A 19,590-nucleotide genomic window follows, 5' to 3' on the forward strand; every position below is an offset into this window, starting at 1 on the left:
CGGCCCTCTCGCGTCGGAAATCGGATCAGAAGCCGTAGAGCTTGGCCGGATTAGCCATGAGGATGCGGTTTCGCACCGCCTCGTCGGGCGCCCAGTTCGCCAGGAGGTCGAGGAGCACGGCATCGTCCGGCTTCGCGTCGGCCGGCGAGGTCGGATGCGGCCAGTCACTCCCCCAGACGAGCCGCTCGGGGGCGAGCGCCACGTAGGCGCGGGCGAGGCGGCTCCGGTCGGCGTAGCTCGGCGGCCCGACCTTCGAGAGGATGTAGGCGCCGGCGAGCTTCACCCAGGCGCCGTTCTCGTCGATCAGGTCGGCGATCACCTTGAAGCCCGGATGGTCGGGGCCGGCGGGCTCGGGCAGATGGCCCATATGGTCGAACACGACCGGGACCGGCAGGCCCTTCAGGGTCTCGGCCAGGTCCACGATCTTGTCGCCGTCGGAGACCAGCTGGATGTGCCAGCCGAAGTCGGCGATCTTGCGGGCGACCGGCCCCAGGTCGGTGATCGGGGCGCCGCCGGGCAGGCGCGTCCCGAAGCGGACGCCGCGGATGCCGGCCCCGTCGAGGCGCTTCAGCTCTTCGGGCGTCACCGAGGCGTCGAGCATCGCGATGCCCCGGGCGGTCGGCCCGAACGCCTTCATCGACTCGACGAGGAGGCTGTTGTCGACCCCGTAGGTCGAGGGCTGCACCACGACGTGCCGGCTGATGCCGAGGCGCTGCATCAGGAGCTTGTAATCGGCGACGCTCGCATCCGGCGGCCGCAGGGTGGCGCCGGGCGCGGCCGGGAAGCGCGCATCGTAGATGTGGTGGTGGCAGTCCGTGGCGCCCGGCGGCACGGTGAAGGTCGGCCGATCCGTGCCCGCGGACCAGGGCACGGTCTGGGCCGCAGCGGGCCGCAGGCCGGCGGCGAGGGCGGCGCCAGCCAAGAGGGCCGCGAGATGCGCGCGGCGGGTCATCGAGGGGGGCATCCGTCCGGTCCGTTCAGTGGTGCGAGAAGAGGGTCTGGCCGGCGGCCGGCATCCGCGCGGTGAGGATGCTGCCGGTCTGGGATTCGGTGATGAACAGGGTCGCCCCGTCCGGGCCGCCATAGGCGACGTTGGTGGTCGAGATCCCGGCGGGGGACTTCACCCGCAGCAGCGGCTCCGCGACCGGCGACAGGCGCCAGATCGACCCGAACCCGGTATGGGCGACGATCAGGCAGCCCTCGGCATCGAGCGCGATGCCGTCCGGACCGCCGAGGCCGCCGTGCAGCTGCGCGAACACGCCGACCTTCGCGACGAGGCCGCTGGCGTTCAGGGGGATGCGCCAGATCTGCTGGGCGCGGGTCACGGCCACGAACAGGCTGCCCATGGCATCGTCGATGACGATGCCGTTCGGGCTCGGGATCGTGTCGACGAGGCAGGTCAGCTCGCCGGAGGGGCGCAGGCGGTAGACCCGGCCGGTCGGGTCCTGCAGCCCGGTCTGGCCCTGGTCAGTGAAGTAGAGGTCGCCGTTCCTGGCGAAGGTCAGGTCGTTGACCCCGCGGAAGCCCTCCGAGCCCGCCGTTTCCAGGAACGGCGTCACCGCCCCCGTGTCGGGATCGAGGAGCATCAGGCCGCGCCTGTAGCAGGTGATGAAGATCCGCCCGTCTTGGTGGATCTTCATCCCGTTCGGCCAGCCGTCGTATTCGGCGACGAGCTCCCATTCGCCGGCTCGGTCGATGCGGAAGATCCGGCCGAAGGGGATGTCCGTCACATAGAGACGGCCGGTCCGGTCGAAGACGGGGCCTTCCAGGAAAGAGTCGATGGCGTGGCCGCCGCGGTTGGCGTTCGCCCAGGCGGTCGGCCGGACCTTCCGGAATCGGTCGGGCAGGCGCGTGAAGATTTCGGCCGTCACGGCCGGCGGGGGAGCGAAGAACGACATCGCGTGGCCTCGGTGCGGGCGCGTGGGAGGTGGCTCAGGCAGGCTGCGCCGCCGCGTGGGCCTCGCGGGCATGGGCGCGGCTGATCAGGATCACGCTGATCGCGGCGGCGGCATCCAGCGCGGCGACGGGGAGCATCCCGAGGGGGAAGCTGCCGGTGGCGTCCTTCACGAGGCCGACCACGTTAACCATCAGGCCGCCCCCGATCAGATTGGCGATGGCGTTGATCCCGGCGAGACCGGCCGCCAGCGTCCCCGGCGAGAGCCAGCCGGCGGAGAGCGCCCAGAACGGCCCCTTGAACGAGTAGGCGCCGACCAGGGCGAAGGTCACGGCCATGACGGCCGTCGCGATGCCCGCGGTGAGGTTCAGGTACGACAGGCCGAAGGCGGCGAGCAGCAGCGGGATCGCCGTGTGCCAGCGCCGCTCGCCTTGCCGGTCCGAGTGGCGGCCCCAGAGCACCATCAGCACCGTGGCGATGCCGTAGGGGATCGCATTGACGAAGCCGGTCTGCAGGTTGGTCAGCCCGAACGACTTGATCATCTGCGGCTGCCAGACCGAGAGCACGCTGCCCGTCGCCGAGGCGCCGGAGCAGACCAGCGCCATCGTCAGGAAGTACTTGTTGCGGGCGAGCTGCCACAGGGAGATGTGGCCGATCGGCTTGCGCTTGGCAGCCTCCTCGTCGAGGCGCCCGACGAGCCAGGCGCGCTCGTCGTCGCGGAGCCAGTTCGCGTCGCGGGGCCGGTCGGTCAGGACGAACAGACAGGCGATGCCGAGGCAGACGGTGGGCAGGCCCTCAAGCACGAACAGCCATTGCCAGCCCTTGAGGCCGAGCAGCCCGTCGAGTTCGAGGAGCGTCACCGACAGGGGCGAGCCGAGGAAGGTCGCCAGCGGGATCGAGACCGTGAAGGTCGCCAGGATCCGCGCCCGGTATTCGCTCGGCAGCCAGTAGGTCAGGTAGAGGATCGCCCCGGGAAAGAACCCGGCCTCCGCCGCGCCCAGGATGAAGCGCATCACGTAGAGGGAATGGGGACCTGTCACGAGGGCCATCCCCATCGTGACGAAGCCCCAGGTGATCATGATCCGGGCGATCCAGCGGCGCGCCCCGACCTTCTGCAGGGCGAGGTTGCTCGGGACTTCGACGAGGAAGTACGAGACGAAGAACAGGCTAGCCGCGAAGCCGAACATGGCCGGGGTGAGCCCGAGATCCTTGTTCATCTGCAGAGCGGCGAAGCCGACGTTCACCCGGTCGAGCAGGGCGAAGAAATAGCAGAGCATCAGGAACGGCACGAGCCGCACGATGACCCGGCGCATGGTCGCCGTCTCAAGTGGATGCTTGGCGTGTTCTGTGGCGGCCATCGCTCTCCCTCCCTTTGGTGTGTTGTCGTGTCGTCTTTGCGAGCGTGAGCGAAGCAATTCAGGGATGCGGGCCGGTCCCAGACGTGGCGCGTCCCTGGGTTGCTTCGCTGCGCTCGCAAGGACGGCGACGCCGGTCAGATCCCCTCGCAGCCCGCCTCCGCGAGGGCGCGCTCGACCCAGGAGCGGTCCACGGTGCCGGCCTGGATCGCCGCCATGGTCTTGGCCTCGCCCTGCTGCTTCTTGTCGGCGGCGGCGAAGACCTCTTCGGTCTGGTCGAAGGGCACGCAGACGACGCCATCGTCGTCGCCGACGATCAGGTCGCCGGGCTCGATCACCATGCCGTCGAGGGCGATGGTGGCGTTCACCTCGCCCGGCCCGTTCTTGTAGGGGCCACGATGGGTGACGCCGGCGGCGAAGACCGGGAACGTGTTCTGGCGGATCCAGCCGTAATCGCGGACCGCGCCGTTCAGGACGACGCCCGCCAACCCGATCTGCTGCGCGTGGGACAGCATGAGTTCGCCCATCAAGGCGTTCGTCAAGTCGCCGTCGCCATCGACGACGAGGACGTCGCCGGGCTTCGCCCGGTTCAGGGCCGCGTGGATCATCAGGTTGTCGCCGGGGCGCACCCGCACGGTCAGGGCGACGCCGCTGAGCACGCCCCCGGCATGGAGCGGCCGGATCCTGGCGCCGCCGTGGCTCATGCGGCTCATGGAGTCGCTGATGTTGGCGACCGCGATCGCCTTGAACTTCTCGACGGTGGCGGGCTCGACCGTGCGGGTGCGCGGATGGATCTTGAAACCGATGGCCATGGTTGTTCGTCCTTCGATGCGGGAAAGTGAGGTTTCAGGCGACGGGCTTGAGGCCGGCCTTGAGCACCATGGCGTCGAGGGCCTCCTGGTAGGTCCGGGGGACGACGCCCTTGAAGTGGTCCTTAAGGCCGAGGCTCTCCTTCCAGCGCAGGCGCTGGGCCACCGCGCGGGCCATGATCGGCTCGACCCCGGCATCGGCGACGGCGTCGGCCGACATCTCCAGCTCCTCGGCCCGGCGCTTGGCGTGGATCACCCCCGACGGGGTGAGGCTCTGCACCGTGTGCATCCACGGCCGGGCGAGGGTTTTGGAGGCCGAGGCTAGGACGATCTCGTCGATCCCGTACTGATGGGCGGCGAGCAGCATCTCGTCGGTCAGCGCCTCGATCCCCTTGATCAGGACCGAGCGGATGATCTTGATCCCCGAGGCGGTGCCGAGCACCGGGCCGGTGAACTCGATCTGCATCCCCCACGGCACGAGAAGGTCGCGCACCCGCTCACCGGCCGGGCCGCTCGACAGCATCCGCATGGAATAGCCGTGCAGCGGCGTGCCCTCGATCGAGCCGTCTCCGAGGAAGGCGCCGGTCGCTTCGAGCTTGGCCGCGACGCCCTGCTTGATCTTCGGCGTCGCCGAGGCGAAGTCGAGGAAGGTGTGACGGCTCGTCAGGACCGGAGCGAAGGCGTCGGCGCTCTCCAGCGAGGCGGCGCCCGGCGTGACGCTGACGATCAGGTCGGCGGCCTCGGCGAGGTCCGCATTCGAGCGGACGAGGGTGACGCCGGCCTTCTCGGCCCGCTCCTGGATGAGGTCCGCGTAGGGTCCGTCGAAGGCGTACTTGTCGTAGCAGGCGATCGACTCGAGGCCGGCGCCGCGCAGGCCGGCGCCGAGAGTGCTGCCGATCTCGCCGTAGCCGACGAGGCCCAAACGGAATTGCGTACGGTCTGCCATGGTGTGCTCCTGTCGGGCTATGCGGTGAGGGTGGTGGTCCGCCGGCAGGCCATCGGGCCGGCGGCGAGATGGTCGCGGAGGATCTCGACGGGGTGCGGCAGGCGCAGGCCGTCGACGAGCTTGACCTGCGAGCGACAGGAATAGCCGTCGGCCAGCAGGCGACCCGAGCGCCCCTTCTTGGCGACGTGCCCAGCCCAGCTGAGGCCGTAGATCCGCTCCGACATCGCCCGGTGCTCGGCCTCGTGGCCGTAGGTGCCGGCCATGCCGCAGCAGCCGGACGGCAGCACCGACAGGCGCAACCCCAGGGCGGCGAAGACCCTGGTCCAGTCGGCGAGCGCCGGCTGCGCCGTCGCCCGCTCGGTGCAGTGGGGCAGCAGCCAGTAGGTCTCGGCTTCAGAAGCTGATCGGCCGGGCTCGAGGCGGCCGGCGAGCCATTCCTGGACGAGGTGGACCCGCGGCAGGTCCCGCCCCGGTAGGGCCTGCCGGTACTCCGAGCGGTAGGTGAGCGTCATCGACGGGTCGAGACCGACGAGGGCGACGCCCGTCGCGGCGACCCGGCCGAGGTCGTCGGCATTGGAAGCCGCCAGCCGCGCGAACCGGCCGAGGAAGCCATGCACGTGGAGCGGCTTGCCGTTCGGGCGGTAGGGCGCGAGCCAGGGTCGCAGGCCGAGCCCGATCAGCAGATCGAGGAGGGCGAGGAGGACGGGCGTGTCGTAGTGGCTGGTGAAGGCGTCCTGCACGACGATGACGCTCGTCAGGCGCTCGGCCTCCGGGAGGCGGTCCAGGGCGTCGGCATCGGCGAAGTTCACGCCGCGAGCGTCGAGTTCCCCGCGCAGGTCGAGCCCGGAAAGCTTCGGTACGTGGACGAGCCCGATCGCCCCGGTGAGACCGAGGGACGTCGCGGCATTCGCGAGCCTGGGCGCCTTCGCCAGCAACGGCACGGCGACCTCCAGGGCGGCGACGGCGTGGTGGCGCAGGGGCCGCAGGTAGCGACCGTGATAGAGTTCGAGGAACTTCGCCCGGAAGGTCGGCACGTCAACCTTGATCGGGCACTGCCCCGTGCAGGACTTGCAGGCGAGGCAGCCGGCCATCGCCTCTTGGACCTCATGGGAGAAGTCGTCCCGCCGCCGCAGGGTCGCGGCGAGGCGGGCCGGGAAGGCGAGCCAGCCCGGGCGGGCGCGCAGACGCTCCGCCTCGTCGAGGGGGTCGCGGCCTTCGACAGCCAGCCGCCGCAGCCACTCGCGCATCAGCTGGGCGCGGCCCTTGGGCGAATGCCGACGCTCGCGGGTGCCTTTCCACGACGGACACATCGCCTCGTCCGGGTCCCAGCTGAAGCAGGCGCCGTTGCCGTTGCAGTGGAGCGCCTCGTCGTAGGCGGCCCGGACGGCCTCCGGGATTGCCCGGTCCCGCGACCCCTTGGTCGGCACGCCGTCCACCGTGAGCAACGCGGCACCCTCGGGGGCAGCGATCTTGCCCGGATTGAACTGGTTGCGCGGGTCGAAGGCGGCCTTCACCGCCTGCAACACGGGATAGAGCGGGCCGAAGAAGCGGGGCGAGAACTCGGAGCGCACGCCCTTGCCGTGCTCGCCCCAGAGCAGCCCGCCGTAGCGCTGCGTCAGGGCCACGACGTCCTCGGTGACGGCCCGGACCAGCGCCTCGGCGCCGGGGGCCTTCATGTCGATGGCCGGACGCACATGGAGCACGCCGGCATCGACGTGGCCGAACATGCCGTAATCGAGCCCGCGCCGGTCGAGGGCGTTGCGGAACTCCGCGATGTAGTCGGCGAGGTGTTCCGGTGGGACGGCGGTGTCCTCCACGAAGGCGATGGGCCGCCGGTCACCCTTGGTGTTGCCCAGCAGGCCGACCGCCTTCTTGCGCATCGCCCAGAGGCGATCGACTTCCGCCTCGCCCCGGGCCACCGTGTAGCCGCGTCGGCCACGGGTGCGACCGGCCTCGTCCAGGGCCGCCGTCAGACGGGCGAGCGCCGCCTCGACCGCACCTTCGCCGTCGCCGACGAACTCGATCAGGTTGACGCCGCGGGCCCGCTCGCCCGCATCCTCCGGGAAGTAGGCGGCGACGCCCTCCCAGATGGGATCCTCCTGGGCGAGGCCCAGAACCTTGGAATCCACCGTCTCGACCGAGGCCGCCCCGAAGGTCGCGAGCGTCCGCGCGTCCCGCAGGGCCGCGTCGAAGCTGTCGTAGCGGAGGTTCACGAGCGCGAAGTGGCGCGGCAGCGGCAGGACGTTGAGCGTCGCCTCCGCGAGGAAGCCCAGCGTCCCCTCCGAGCCGCACAGCACGGCGTTGAGGTCGAAGCGGCCGTCGGCGCGGCGCAGATGGGCCAGGTCGTAGCCGGTGAGGCAGCGGTTCAGCGGCGGGAAGGTCGTCTCGATCAGCGCCGCGTTCTCGCGCCGGAGCCTGTCCACCTCCCGGTGGATGGCGCCCGCAAGATCGGGGCGGCTCTGGGCCGCCTCCAGACCGGCCGCGTCGAGGGGTTCGGAATGCCAGACCGTGCCGTCGGCGAGCACGGTGGTGAGGGCGAGCACATGGTCACGGGTCTTGCCGTAGAGGCAGGAGCCCTGGCCACAGGCGTCGGTCGAGATCATCCCGCCGATGGTGGCGCGGTTGGAGGTCGAAAGTTCGGGGGCGAAGAATAGGCCGTGCGCGGCCAGAGCCGCGTTGAGCTGGTCCTTCACCACCCCCGCCTCGACCCGCGCCGTGCGGCGCACCGGGTCGATGGCGAGGATGTGGTTCATGTGCCGGGACAGATCGACCACGATCCCGTCCGTGAGGGACTGGCCATTGGTCCCCGTTCCGCCGCCGCGGGGGGCGATTCGCACCTCTACGAACCGCTCCTCGGCGAGCAGGGTCGCGATGCGCACGAGGTCGTCGCGGTCGCGCGGGAAGGCTATGGCCTGCGGCGTGATCTGGTAGATCGAGTTGTCCGTGGCGAGCACGGTGCGGTCGGCCTCGGCCAGGGTGATGTCGCCCGCGAAGCCCCGCGCGCGCAGCTCGGCGCAGAAGGCCGCGGTGAGCGACGGCACCTTCGGCCCGGGGGGGAGATGCGGGATCATGGCGTTTACGCCGCGACCGCGACGGGGATCGCTTCCCGCCGGATCTGCCGTCCCAGGGCCAGCATCATCAGGGCGCCGAGGAGGAGGATGCCGCCGACCGCCAGCAACGGGGCGGTGAATCCCCCGGAGAGCTCGCGCATCACACCGATCAGGTACGGGCCGGCGAAGCCGCCGAGATTGCCGATCGAAACGATCATCGCAATTCCGCCCGCCGCCGCGCGGCCGGTGAGGAAGCCCGAGGGGACGGCCCAGAAGGTCGCCGTGTATGAATTGATGCCCATCACCGCGACGCAGAGCGCCACGATGGTCAAGCCCGGTGTCGGGGTCAGGGTGCTCGCGGTCAGGCCGACGGCACCGAGGGCCAGGGAGAGGGCCGGATAGATCGTGCGGTCGCTGCCCCGGTCGGAGACGCGGCCCCACACCACCATCGCCACCGCGCCGCAGATATAGGGAATGGCGGCGACGACCCCGACCACCGAGCTCGCGAGCCCGAGCTGCTTGATCATCTGCGGCAGCCACAGGCCGACGCCGAGGGAGCCGATGATCGCGCAGAAATTGATCGCCGCCAGCAGCAGCACCCGCCAGTTCCGGAGGGCCTGGGCCAGGGTCATCGGGTGCTTCTTCTCGATGGCGGCCTTCTCATGTTCGAGGGTGGCGACGAGGACCTCGCGCTCCGCGGGCGTTAGCCACTGCGCCTTCTCCGGCCGGTCGGTGAGGACGAAGAGGCAGACGATGCCGAGGATCACCGCCGGCAGGGCTTCGAGGATGAGGAGCCACTGCCATCCGGCGAGGCCGAAGCCCTCGATCTGCACCAGCGCCCCGGAGATCGGCGAGCCGATGATGTTGGCGACCGGGATCCCGAGCAGGAAGAGGGAGGTGGCCCGCGCCCGCACGGCGGAGGGGAACCAGAAGCTCAGATAGAGGAAGACGCCGGGTACGAAGCCTGCCTCGCCGAGGCCGAGGAGGAACCGGGCGATGCCGAACTGGATCGGCCCGGTCACGAAGGCGGTGGCCGCCGAGACGAGGCCCCAGGTGATCATGATCCGGGCGATCCAGAGCCGGGCCCCGACGCGCATCATGATCAGGTTGCTGGGGATCTCGGCGATGAAATAGCCGAGGAAGAACAGGCCCGCGCCGATGCCGAAGGACGTCGCGGTGAGACCGATGTGCTCGTTCATCGTGAGGGCGGCGAAGCCGACATTCACGCGGTCCAGATAGCTGACCACGTAGCACACGAAGAGGAACGGCAGGATCCGCCGCATCATCTTGCGATGGAGGTTTCGCTCATCGACCGCGTGGGTCGGAGCCTGGGCCTGTTGCCCTTGCACCATGACGTCCACTCCCGAATCGCCAATTTTGAAACGGCGTTTCGTTTTAGATGACGCAATCGGCCGGTGCTGTCAACGATGCCGTGGGCAAGGTGGCGTCACGGCTTGGTGAGCGGGAGGCGGATGGCTATGGATCGTCGATCCCGAACACCGCGAAACCGGAACGAGTGCGAAGCGATGGCGAAGGAGGCGCGTACGCGGCCCAATCTCGAAGGCGTGGCTTCGGCCGACCGGGTTCTGACGGTGCTGACCGCGTTCCGGCGTGGCGACGACGCCCTGGAACTCTCCGAACTCGCCCGCCGCACGGCGCTCGTGAAGAGCACGATCATGCGGCTGTGCATCTCGCTGGAGAAGTTCGACCTGATCGAGCGGCTGGACGATGGGCGCTACCGCCTCGGCGTCGAGGCGGCCCGGATCGGTTCGGTCTACCAGCAATCCTTCGCCCTGGAGGAACGGATCGTCCCCGTCCTGGAGCGGCTCGCGGCCGAGTCCCTGGAGACGGCCTCGTTCTACATCCGCCGGGGCAACCAGCGGCTCTGCCTGTTCCGGGCGGACTCGCCGTCACCGCTGCGGATGAATGTCCGCCCCGGCGACATGCGGCCGATGGACGAATCCGCCATCGCCCGGGTCCTGCGCACCTTCGGCGACGCGGGCGCGTCGCAAACGATCCCGGTCGAGGTCCCGCTCTACACCTCGGGCATCACGGATCCCCATGTCGCGTCGCTCGCAATGCCAATCTTCGGGACCGAGCGGCGCCTGATCGGCGCCCTCGCGCTTTCGGGTCCGTCATCGAGGCTCACGACGGAGCGGGCCGAAGCCCTCAAACCGCACCTGCGCGAGGCCGGCGAGCGTTTGTCGTCGGAACTGGGTGCACAGCTTTGATGAGATTTCCGGCCTGACAGGCCGGCGCACGAAGAATGCTCCGTCGCGTTTGCGTACGTGACCACCGATGTCCGCTTGTCTGTCCGAAAGACCTTCGAGCAGTCATTCCGCTTTCGGCCAGATTTCGTCACGCTGGATCGACGTCGCGCGCAGAACCGGACATTCGACTTGGCGCCCATTGCTGCCACTCAGCCGAACCGGGCAGCAACCTAAAAGCAGACGTTATGTCGGCGGCTTAGCGATGGTCTGGTTGTCGATTTATCCGACGGTGAATCGCCGTAGAAAAGGCTTCGCAGGTACCTTCACGAATTTCGGTCCGATGCGCACAATCCCCCGGTGGATCTTCAACGACACCATAATCGAGGTGAGCCTCGTCCTCGCGCCGTCGCCAACGGCCTACGCCCCTTCGTGCTCCAAGCTAAGCTGAGTTTGTTCAACTGCCGCGAAAGACCACCATCGGGATGCGCCAACACCGCCCAAGATGGCAAACATGGGTCGCGAGGAGTATGTTGGCTTTCTCGGCGGTCCTGCTACTCGGTGGCTATCCCACGCAAGGTCCATACAAATGCGCTTCGACAACATACCGACCAATTTCTATCGTCTAAGTTTATAATATTTCGAGCACAATACGATCTTCAACATATATTAATTCTGTAAAATTGTTCTAATACGTTGTCAAATCAATATAAAACGCTTTTTGATTTACCGCATCCTGCTTAGGGTGCGCTTTATATTAATTATCGTGCCGAATCAGATAATCTGATGGTGCCGATCAAATCAGAATATTTGTCCGCTTCCTGTTCAAAATCTAGTTTCCCCCGCAATAGCCGTTGCTTCTCGTTCCTGCGAGGAAAGCTGCGGCCCCGAATGATTTCGGAGGAAACATGCTGGGTTCCCTTGGCGCCCAGGCGCTACGGCGTTGCCGTTAGGCCGCACCCATGCAGCCAAACTGGATCGTTCTCTCCCTGACCCTGGCCTACATGGCGGCGATGGGGCTGATCAGTTTCTCTGTGCGACGCCATGCGAGGAGCGCTGGAAGCTTTACCTCCGGCGGCACGCGCTATCCGGCGTTCCTGATCGGCTTTCTGCTGATGTCGGAATTCATCGGTACTGCGACGAGCGTCGGCACCACACAGACGGCCTACAGAGTCGGCGTGTCGGCAGCCTGGAACGTCCTCGCCCTCGCCGTCGGATTCGTTCTTTACGCCATCCTGCTCGCGCCCCGTTTTAAGGAACTCGGCGAGAATACGATCTCCGGGGCGTTGAATAAGGCCTACGGTCGCCCGACCAAGCTCGCGACCTCGATCATTATGATCTTCGCGCTCCAGATCGTCGCGGTCTCGACCTATGCGGGCGGCGGTACGATCCTGGCGGGCCTCCTCAACGTCGACCGGACCAGCGCCATCGTCATCACGGGTATCGTCGCGACGCTTTATGTCAGTGTCGGGGGGATGCGCTCGGTCATCTACACGAACGTCCTCCATGCCGTCGTGAAGTATCTTGGCATCCTCGCGGCCGTCGCCTTCGGATTGTCTCAGGTCGGCGGCCTCGCGAACCTGCAGGCCCGCGTGCCAGAAGCGATGTTCGCAGTCGATACGGTCGGCTGGTCGCAGATCTTCGCGTGGATGGTTGCCGGCATCGGCGCGGTCTTCTCAACGCAATACGTTATTCAGGCCATCAATACCGTGCAGGACGGGCGCACGGCGCGGCAGGCCAGCTTTTATTGTGCCTTCCTGCTCGTGCCGTTCGGCATCGGCGCCGCCCTGGTCGGTGTATGCGCGGCGGCGCTGCTGCCGGGAATCCCCGCGATCCAGGCTTTGCCGGGGCTGATCGCCCGGATGGACGATCTGCTGGCCGCCATCGTGGTGGCGGGATTGGCGGGGTCGCTGTTCGGCACGATCTCAGCCCTCAGCATCGGCGCCGCCACCCTGCTGTTCAAGGATTTCTATCATTCCCGCCTTCAGGGCGAGGCTGGGACGTCGTCCCTGCGTTTCGTCCGCAGCATGACGGTGCTCGTGGGCCTGATCCCGATTCCCCTGGCGATCTTCGCGCCGGATATCCTGAAGGTGACGTTCCTCGCGAAATCCCTGCGGGCGACCCTGGCGGTCCTGGTCATCTTTGCCTTCTACGCTCCGCGCTTCGGCACCCCGCGGGCCGCCGTCGTCAGCATCCTGGTTTCCCTCGTCCTGACGATCGGCTGGTTCCTCGCCGGCGATCCCGGGGGAATCGACAACGCCTATGTGGCCCTCGTCATTCCCCTAGCGGTGATGGGTACAGCCGAACTCCGGAAGAGGACCACGCTCCGGAACGAACCGGTTGCGGCGCCCTGACGGGACGGGTGTCCCGGCGGCGATCTAGCTGGCCCCCGCGGACCATGCTAAATAGTGCGGATGTCCGAGGCTCTTGAGATCGCCCATGGCGCCTTCGGCCGCGTCGCGCTCCTCGACATGGACCGCAGCCTCGTCCGCCACGCGCACCCGCATTGCCATGTGCTCCTGAAGGTCGAGGGAGACGACACGCAGTTCCTCGTCGGTGATCAGGTTGTGGCGCTCACCGACGATCAGGCTGTCCTGATCAACGCCTGGGAGACCCACGCCTACCTGCACGATCCCCAGCGGGCCAAGGCAATGATCCTGGCTCTGTACATCGAGCCCGACTGGCTCGGCGCGTTCCGGCGGAATTGGTCTGCGAGCGGGGCGCCCGGTTTCTTCGGACAACCGTCGGGCGCCGTCACACCAACGATTCGCCGGCTCGCCCACGACCTCGCCGCCGAGATGGTCTATGCGCCGCTTTCCTCCCACATCCAGGACGAGTTGCTGTCGAACCTGATGGTTGCCGTGATCGAGCGGTTCACGGCTTGGCGCGAGGAGCCCCTCTCCCTCCGTGCCACCGCCCGGCGCAACGCTGGCGACTGGCGCATCCGACGCACCATCGCACGGGTGCGGGCAGAGCCCGGCGCCATGCTGGGCACCGAGGCGCTGGCACGCGAGGCGGGCCTCTCCCGCGCCCAGTTCTACCGCCTGTTCGAGCAATCCACCGGGGCCCCGCCCCATGTCTTCCTCAACGCGATCCGGATCGAGCAGGCCGTCGAGGCCATCGTGAGCAGCGAGGAGCCCCTCACCGCGATCGGCATGCGCCTCGGCTTCGCCGCGCCCGCACATTTCTCGCGCTTCTTCCGGGACCACGTCAGCGTCCCCCCGAGCATCTTCCGCGGTATCGTCCGGCGGGGCGGCCAGCCCGCTGCCTGACGGCGCCGTCATCAAAGAATGAGACGTTTTGGTAAGTCGCGAGACGCCTCGGCATCGCCGCACCCACACGGAGCCGCCATTCTCCCCGAGATACGGACCCCATCGAGAGGTCCGGCGGAGGAAGCGGCTTGGGCATCGTGTCATCGACCTATGTCGGACGATCGGTGGAGCGCATCGAGGATGCCGGCCTGCTCTCCGGGCTCGGCCGCTACATCGACGACCTCGGCACGCGGCCCGGCACGCTGCACGCGGCGATCCTGCGCTCGCCCCACGCCCATGCAGACATCCTTGGCATCGACGTCCAGGCGGCCCAGGCGCTGCCCGGCGTCACCGCCGTGGTCACGGGCCGGGACCTCGACGCCGTCACGACCGGCCTCGTCCCGGCCTTGCGGGCGGCCGTCGATGCCCGCGCCATCGCGGTGGACCGGGTGCGTTATATCGGCGAGCCCGTCGCCATCGTCGTCGCCCGCGACCGCTACCTCGCGGAGGACGGCTGCGACCTGATCGAGGTGCAGTACCGGGTGCGCCCCGCGGTGGTCGATCCGCTCGCGGCCCTCGCCCCCGACAGCGAGGTCCTGCACGAGGGCGTCGGCGCCAATTGCGTCAGCGACCGCCGCTTCCGCTACGGCGATCCCGAGGCGGCCTTCACAAACAGTCCGCACAGCCTGTCCGTGACCGTGCGCTACCCGCGCAACACCGGCTCGCCGATGGAGACCTACGGCGTCGTTGCCTCCTACGATCCCACCGATGATTCCTACGACGTGCTGGCGAACTTCCAGGGGCCGTTCAGCATCCACGCGGTGGTGGCCCGGGCGCTCAAGGTGCCGGGCAACCGCCTGCGCCTGCGCACGCCCCCCGATTCCGGCGGCAGCTTCGGAGTGAAGCAGGGCGTCGCGCCCTACGCCGTGCTGATCGCCGCCACGGCGCGCCTCGTGGGCCAACCGGTGAAGTGGATCGAGGACCGGTTGGAGCACCTCTCGGCCTCCGTCTCCGCCACGAACCGGGTCACGACCCTCCGGGCCGCCTTCGACGCGGAGGGGCGCGTCACTGCGCTCGACTGGGATCAGGTCGAGGATTGCGGCGCCTACCTGCGGGCGCCCGAACCCGCCACGCTCTACCGGATGCACGGCAACCTCACCGGCGCCTACGCCATCCGCAATGTTGCCGTGCGCAACCGGGTGGTGCTGACCAACAAGACGCCGACCGGCCTCGTGCGCGGCTTCGGCGGGCCGCAGGTCTACTATCCGCTCGAACGGGTGATGCAGCGCATCGCGCTGACGCTGGGCCTCGATCCCTTCGTGGTGATCCGCCGGAATCTAATTCCAGCCGACGCTTTTCCCTATCGCACCGCGACCGGCGCCCTCTACGATTCCGGCGATTACCAGCGCGCGCTCGATGAAGCCGCCCGGGACGGCGGGCTCGATGAGCTGAAGCGGCGGCGGGACGCCGCCCGCGCCGAGGGCCGCCTCTATGGGATCGGCCTCACGGCGGCGGTCGAGCCCAGCGTCTCCAACATGGGCTACATCACGACCGTGTTGACGGCGGAGGAACGCGCCAAGGCCGGGCCCAAGAACGGCGCGCAATCGACCGCCACCATCACCCTCGATCCGGTCGGCTCGGTGACGGTGCAGGTCGCCTCGGTGCCGCAGGGCCAGGGGCACCGGACGGTGCTGGCCCAGGTGGTGGCCGACGTGCTCGGCCTCCCGATGGAGCAGGTCCGGGTCACGGCCGACCTCGATACCGCTAAGGATGCGTGGTCGATCGCCTCCGGCAACTATGCGAGCCGCTTCGCCGCCGCCGTGGCGGGGGTCGCGCACCTCGCCGCCACCCGCCTGCGCGACAGGCTCGCGCGGATCGCGGCGGCGCAGCTGAACCTGCGTCCCGAAGACTTGCTCTTCGCGGGCGGTCGCATCGCCTCGCGATTGAACCCGGATGCGGGCCTGCCCTTCGCGCGGGTGGCCGCCACGAGCCACTGGTCGCCGGGCCTCGTGCCCGAGGATCTCGGCGCGGTGATCCGCGAGACGGTGTTCTGGACCCCCCCGGAACTGAAGGCGCCGGACGCGGAGGACCACATCAACTCCTCCCTCTGCCATGGCTTCATCTTCGACATCTGCGGCCTGGAGATCGACCGGGTCACCGGCAAAATCGCCATCGACCGCTACGTCTCGATGCACGATTGCGGGCGCATCCTGCACCCCGGCATGGTCGAGGGGCAGGTGCGCGGCGGCTTCACGCAGGCGCTCGGCGCGGCGGTCTTCGAGGAACTGTCCTACGGCGATGATGGCGCCTTCCTGTCCGGGACCTTCGCCGATTACCTGCTGCCCACCGCGACCGAGGTGCCGGATCTGCGCATCCTGCACGTCGAGAGCCCATCGCCCTTCACGCCGCTCGGCGCCAAGGGAGTCGGCGAGGGCAACTGCATGTCGACGCCGGTCTGCCTCGCCAACGCGGTGGCCGACGCCCTCGGGCTTGAGGCCATCGACCTACCCCTGACCCCCGCCAAGCTCGCTGTCCTCGCAGCGGGCGGGGAGGAGCGAGCGCCCCCCGCCGGCCACTCTGCCCCGAAGCCCGCCACGAAGGCGGGCGACCGCACCCTGCGCGGGGAGGGCTCGGCCGCCGTCACGGCTCCCCCGGAGACGGTCTGGGCGATGCTCCTCGACCCGGATGTGCTCGCCTCCGTCATTCCCGGTTCGCACGGGGTGAAGAAGCTCTCCGACACCCGGTTTCAGGCCGAGGTCACCCTCGGCGTCGGCCCGGTGAAGGGCCGCTATAAGGCCGAAGTGATCCTCTCGGACCTCGACGCTCCCCGCGCCGTCACGCTCACCGGTACGGTCACGGGCGGTCTCGGCAGCGGCGGCGGGACCGGTCGCCTGACCCTAGAGCCCGACGGCTCGGGGGGCACGCGGATCGCCTACGTCTACGAGGCGGCGGTGGGCGGCAAGGTCGCGGCGGTGGGCGGACGCCTCCTCGATGGAGCCGCGCGGGTGATCATCGGGGGGTTCTTCACGGCCCTCGCTCGACGGGCGGGAGGCTCCGCCGGCCCCTCTTCCAAACTTCCGGTCTTCCTGCGCCGCCTGCTCGCCCGCCTCGGAGTCTCGGCATGAAGCCCGCTCCCTTCGACTACCTTCGCGCCGCAACCCTGGATCACGCCCTCGAAGCCTTGCGCCAGCACGGCCCCGAGGCCCGGATCATCGCGGGCGGCCAGTCCCTGATGCCGATGCTCAACATGCGGCTGACGAAGCCCACCGTGCTCGTCGACGTGATGCGCATCCCGGCGCTCAAGGAGCCCCGTCTCGACAAGGGGTCCCTCGTCATCCCGGCGGGCGTGCGGCAGGCGATCCTGCTCGACCGGCCGGGACTCGCCAGGGACCTGCCGCTTCTGGCCGCCGCCCTGCCGTGGGTCGGGCACATCCAGACCCGGGCACGGGGGACGCTGTGCGGCTCCGTCGCCCATGCCGATCCGAGCGCGGAAATCCCCCTCTGCCTTGTGGCGCTGCAGGGCGAGATTCACTTGCGCAGCCGCCGGAAATTCCGGCGCGTGGCGGCCGAGGATTTCTTCACCGGCATGATGGTCACCGACCGGGCCGACGATGAGATGATCGAGGCCATCGCCTATCCCCTCTGCCGGGAGGGCGCCGGCACCGCCTTCGCCGAGGTGGGGCGTCGGCACGGCGACTACGCCATCGTCGCCTGCGCGGGCGTCGTGGACGGCATCCGGATGCGGCTCGCGGTCGGCGGCGTCGCCGATCGGCCAACCGCCCGCGACTTCCCCCGCCTCGACGGGTCGGCGCTCGACGATGCCCTCAACGCCTTCGCCTGGGACCTCGGCGCGGGGGACGATCTCCACGGCTCCGCCCGCTATCGCCGCGACCTCGTGCGCAGCCTCGGTCGCCGGGTGCTGGAGGAAGCGGCAAGGGCCGCAAGAGGCGATACCCATCAAGAGGGCGTGCCATGCCACAGCTAGACGCGAAGGGCCGTCACACGGTGGCCTTCACCCTCAACGGGCGCGAGACCACGGTCGAGGTCGAGACCCGCACCCTGCTGACCGACGCCCTGCGCCACGGGCTCGGGGCCACGGGCACGCATGTCGGCTGCGAGCACGGCGTCTGCGGTGCCTGCACGGTGTCCATCGACGGGGTGCCCGCCCGAGCCTGCCTGACGCTGGCCGTGGGGGTCGAGGGCTGCGCCGTGCGGACCGTTGAGGGCTTGGCCCCGGAACCCGGCCGGCTCGGGGTGCTGCAGGCGGCCTTCCGACGGCGGCACGCCCTGCAATGCGGCTTCTGCACCGCCGGCATCCTGATGTCGCTCGACGCCTATCTCGCCTTCCGGCCGAACCCGTCACGCCGGGAGATCACGGAAGTGATCGGCGGCCATCTCTGCCGCTGCACCGGCTACGCGCCGATCATCGAGGCCGCCCTGGAGGCGGCTGCGGAACTCAGGGGCGACATCCCGGCCCCGTCATCCCCGGAGGCCGCCCATGCTTGATCTTGGCACCAGCTTCCTTGCGAGCGTCTCCCGCGATCCCCGCGCCCTGGCCCTCGTCGACGGGGAGACCCGGCTGACCTACACGGAGTGGTTCGCGGTGATCTCCGCGACCGTCGCGGGGCTCGACCGGCTCGGACTGAAGACCGGCGACCACCTCGTCACGGTCCTTCAGAACCGGCACGAGGCGGCGACCCTGCACTGGGCCTGCCAGTTCGCAGGTATCGTGATCACGCCGATCAACTGGCGGGCCAAGGCCGAGGAGATCGATTTCGCGATCGAGAACGCGCAAGCCCGCGCCATCGCCTACGAACCGATCTCGGCCGGGAGCCTGCGGGATAGCGCGGCGTCGCAGCGGATCCCGCGCATCGCCGTCGGCACGCCACCCGGCCCCGGCGAGACCGCCTTCGCCGACCTCGCCGCCACCGAAGGCCCCCCGGCGACGCCCCGGGTCGACGCGGAGGCAATCTCGCTGATGCTCTACACCTCTGGCACCACCGCCAAGCCCAAGGGGGTCCCACGGCGACACCGGGCGGAGCGGGCGGCGGCGCTCGCCCACGTGGCGCAGAACCTCTACGGGCGCGGCGAGCGGACGCTCGGCGTCATGCCGCTCTACCACACGATGGGAGTGCGCTCGCTCCTCGCCATGTCGCTGATAGGCGGGACCTTCGTCTGCCTGCCGCGCTTCGACGTGGCCGGGGCGCTGCGGCTGATCGCGGCCGAGCGGATCACCAACCTCTACCTCGTGCCGACCCTGTATCACGACCTCGTGCACCACCGGGATTTCCCGGCGACCGACACGACCTCCGTGCGCAAGCTCGGCTTCGCCGGAGCGCCGATGACGGACGGCCTGCTCGCCCGCCTTACCGAGGCGTTCCGGCCGGACCTGTTCGTCAACCATTACGGCTCTTCGGAGGTCTACACCTTCACGATCAACCACGAGGCGGCGGTGAAACCCGGCTCGGCCGGGCGGGCGGGCCTCAACACCATGGTGCGTGTCGTGCCCATGGGGGACGACCCAGGCCGAACCGCCGCGCCGGGCGAGGAGGGCGAGATCGCCGTCATCGCCAAAGGCGACGAAGCCTTCGAGGGCTACTGGCATCGCCCCGAGGCCGACGCCAAGGCCTTTCGCGACGGCTGGTACTTCACTGGCGATACCGGCTTCGCCGACGCCGATGGCGACCTCTACGTCACCGGCCGGGTCGACGACATGATCATCACCGGGGGCGAGAATGTCTCGCCCGTCGAGATTGAGAGTCGCCTGTCCCTGCATCCGGCTGTGTCCGAGGTCGCCGTCGTGGGCCTGCCCGACGAGCGCTGGGGCCGGATCGTCGCGGCCTTCATCAAGCGGAGCGGTAGCACCGACGAAGCGGCGCTCGACGCCCATTGCCGGGCGGGCGGCCTGCCGAGTCACAAGCTGCCGCGCCGCTACGTCTTCGTGGACGAGATCCCGAAATCGCCGGTCGGCAAGCTGCTGCGCCGTCAGCTCGTGGCCGGCGAGTACGTGCCCGAGGGCGAGGCCGAGCCCCGCGCCGAAGGCCACGAGGCCGCCTGACACCCCCCAACGAATTTCAG

Annotated in this window: 14 protein-coding genes; 7 read left to right on the forward strand and 7 right to left on the reverse strand. The window is 69.0% G+C overall.

What is annotated here, in order from left to right:
• Positions 1-25 precede the first annotated feature (25 nt).
• The 7 genes from ACLBXO_RS02100 to ACLBXO_RS02130 form a co-directional block, all read right to left on the reverse strand.
• A complete protein-coding gene (locus ACLBXO_RS02100) occupies positions 26-964 on the reverse strand; it encodes an amidohydrolase family protein (RefSeq protein WP_447684343.1) in 939 nt (312 codons plus the stop codon).
• Positions 965-977: 13 nt separating this feature from the next.
• Positions 978-1,898 (reverse strand): SMP-30/gluconolactonase/LRE family protein, encoded by a 921-nt coding sequence (locus tag ACLBXO_RS02105; protein ID WP_447684344.1) that lies wholly within the window; start codon positions 1,896-1,898, stop codon positions 978-980.
• A 34-nt stretch (positions 1,899-1,932) separates the two neighbouring features.
• On the reverse strand, positions 1,933-3,252 hold the full coding sequence (locus ACLBXO_RS02110) for an MFS transporter (protein WP_447684345.1): 1,320 nt from the start codon (positions 3,250-3,252) through the stop codon (positions 1,933-1,935).
• 134 nt (positions 3,253-3,386) lie between these two features.
• Complete coding sequence (locus ACLBXO_RS02115) at positions 3,387-4,061, reverse strand: RraA family protein (RefSeq protein WP_447684346.1); 675 nt, start codon at positions 4,059-4,061, stop codon at positions 3,387-3,389.
• Positions 4,062-4,095: 34 nt separating this feature from the next.
• Positions 4,096-5,004, reverse strand: a complete 909-nt coding sequence (locus tag ACLBXO_RS02120) for a DUF1932 domain-containing protein (protein ID WP_447684347.1) — start codon at positions 5,002-5,004, stop codon at positions 4,096-4,098.
• 17 nt (positions 5,005-5,021) lie between these two features.
• A complete protein-coding gene (gene ydiJ / locus ACLBXO_RS02125) occupies positions 5,022-8,075 on the reverse strand; it encodes a D-2-hydroxyglutarate dehydrogenase YdiJ (RefSeq protein WP_447684348.1) in 3,054 nt (1,017 codons plus the stop codon).
• A 5-nt stretch (positions 8,076-8,080) separates the two neighbouring features.
• A complete protein-coding gene (locus ACLBXO_RS02130; RefSeq protein WP_447684349.1) occupies positions 8,081-9,406 on the reverse strand; it encodes an MFS transporter in 1,326 nt (441 codons plus the stop codon).
• Positions 9,407-9,580: 174 nt separating this feature from the next.
• Between ACLBXO_RS02130 and ACLBXO_RS02135 the strand changes: the two genes are divergently transcribed.
• The 7 genes from ACLBXO_RS02135 to ACLBXO_RS02165 all read left to right on the forward strand — a co-directional run bounded on the left by ACLBXO_RS02135 (position 9,581) and on the right by ACLBXO_RS02165 (position 19,570).
• Positions 9,581-10,285: an IclR family transcriptional regulator gene (locus ACLBXO_RS02135; RefSeq protein ID WP_447684350.1), complete on the forward strand. Its 705-nt coding sequence runs from the start codon at positions 9,581-9,583 to the stop codon at positions 10,283-10,285.
• Between the two features lie 938 nt (positions 10,286-11,223).
• Positions 11,224-12,615 carry a sodium:solute symporter family protein gene (locus ACLBXO_RS02140; protein ID WP_447684351.1) on the forward strand — a complete coding sequence of 464 codons (1,392 nt, stop codon included), beginning with the start codon at positions 11,224-11,226 and terminating at the stop codon, positions 12,613-12,615.
• A gap of 60 nt (positions 12,616-12,675) precedes the next feature.
• Positions 12,676-13,533: an AraC family transcriptional regulator gene (locus tag ACLBXO_RS02145; RefSeq protein ID WP_447684352.1), complete on the forward strand. Its 858-nt coding sequence runs from the start codon at positions 12,676-12,678 to the stop codon at positions 13,531-13,533.
• Between the two features lie 128 nt (positions 13,534-13,661).
• Complete coding sequence (locus ACLBXO_RS02150; protein WP_447684353.1) at positions 13,662-16,637, forward strand: xanthine dehydrogenase family protein molybdopterin-binding subunit; 2,976 nt, start codon at positions 13,662-13,664, stop codon at positions 16,635-16,637.
• Positions 16,634-17,497: an FAD binding domain-containing protein gene (locus tag ACLBXO_RS02155; protein ID WP_447684354.1), complete on the forward strand. Its 864-nt coding sequence runs from the start codon at positions 16,634-16,636 to the stop codon at positions 17,495-17,497. Before ACLBXO_RS02150 ends, ACLBXO_RS02155 begins: the two co-directional genes overlap by 4 nt.
• Entirely contained in the window at positions 17,485-18,018 is a 534-nt protein-coding gene (locus tag ACLBXO_RS02160) for a (2Fe-2S)-binding protein (protein WP_012321639.1), read from the forward strand. The genes ACLBXO_RS02155 and ACLBXO_RS02160 overlap by 13 nt, the downstream gene beginning before the upstream one ends.
• Entirely contained in the window at positions 18,011-19,570 is a 1,560-nt protein-coding gene (locus ACLBXO_RS02165; RefSeq protein WP_447684355.1) for an AMP-binding protein, read from the forward strand. Before ACLBXO_RS02160 ends, ACLBXO_RS02165 begins: the two co-directional genes overlap by 8 nt.
• Positions 19,571-19,590 lie beyond the last annotated feature (20 nt).

Source organism: Methylobacterium sp. C33D, from assembly GCF_053345825.1.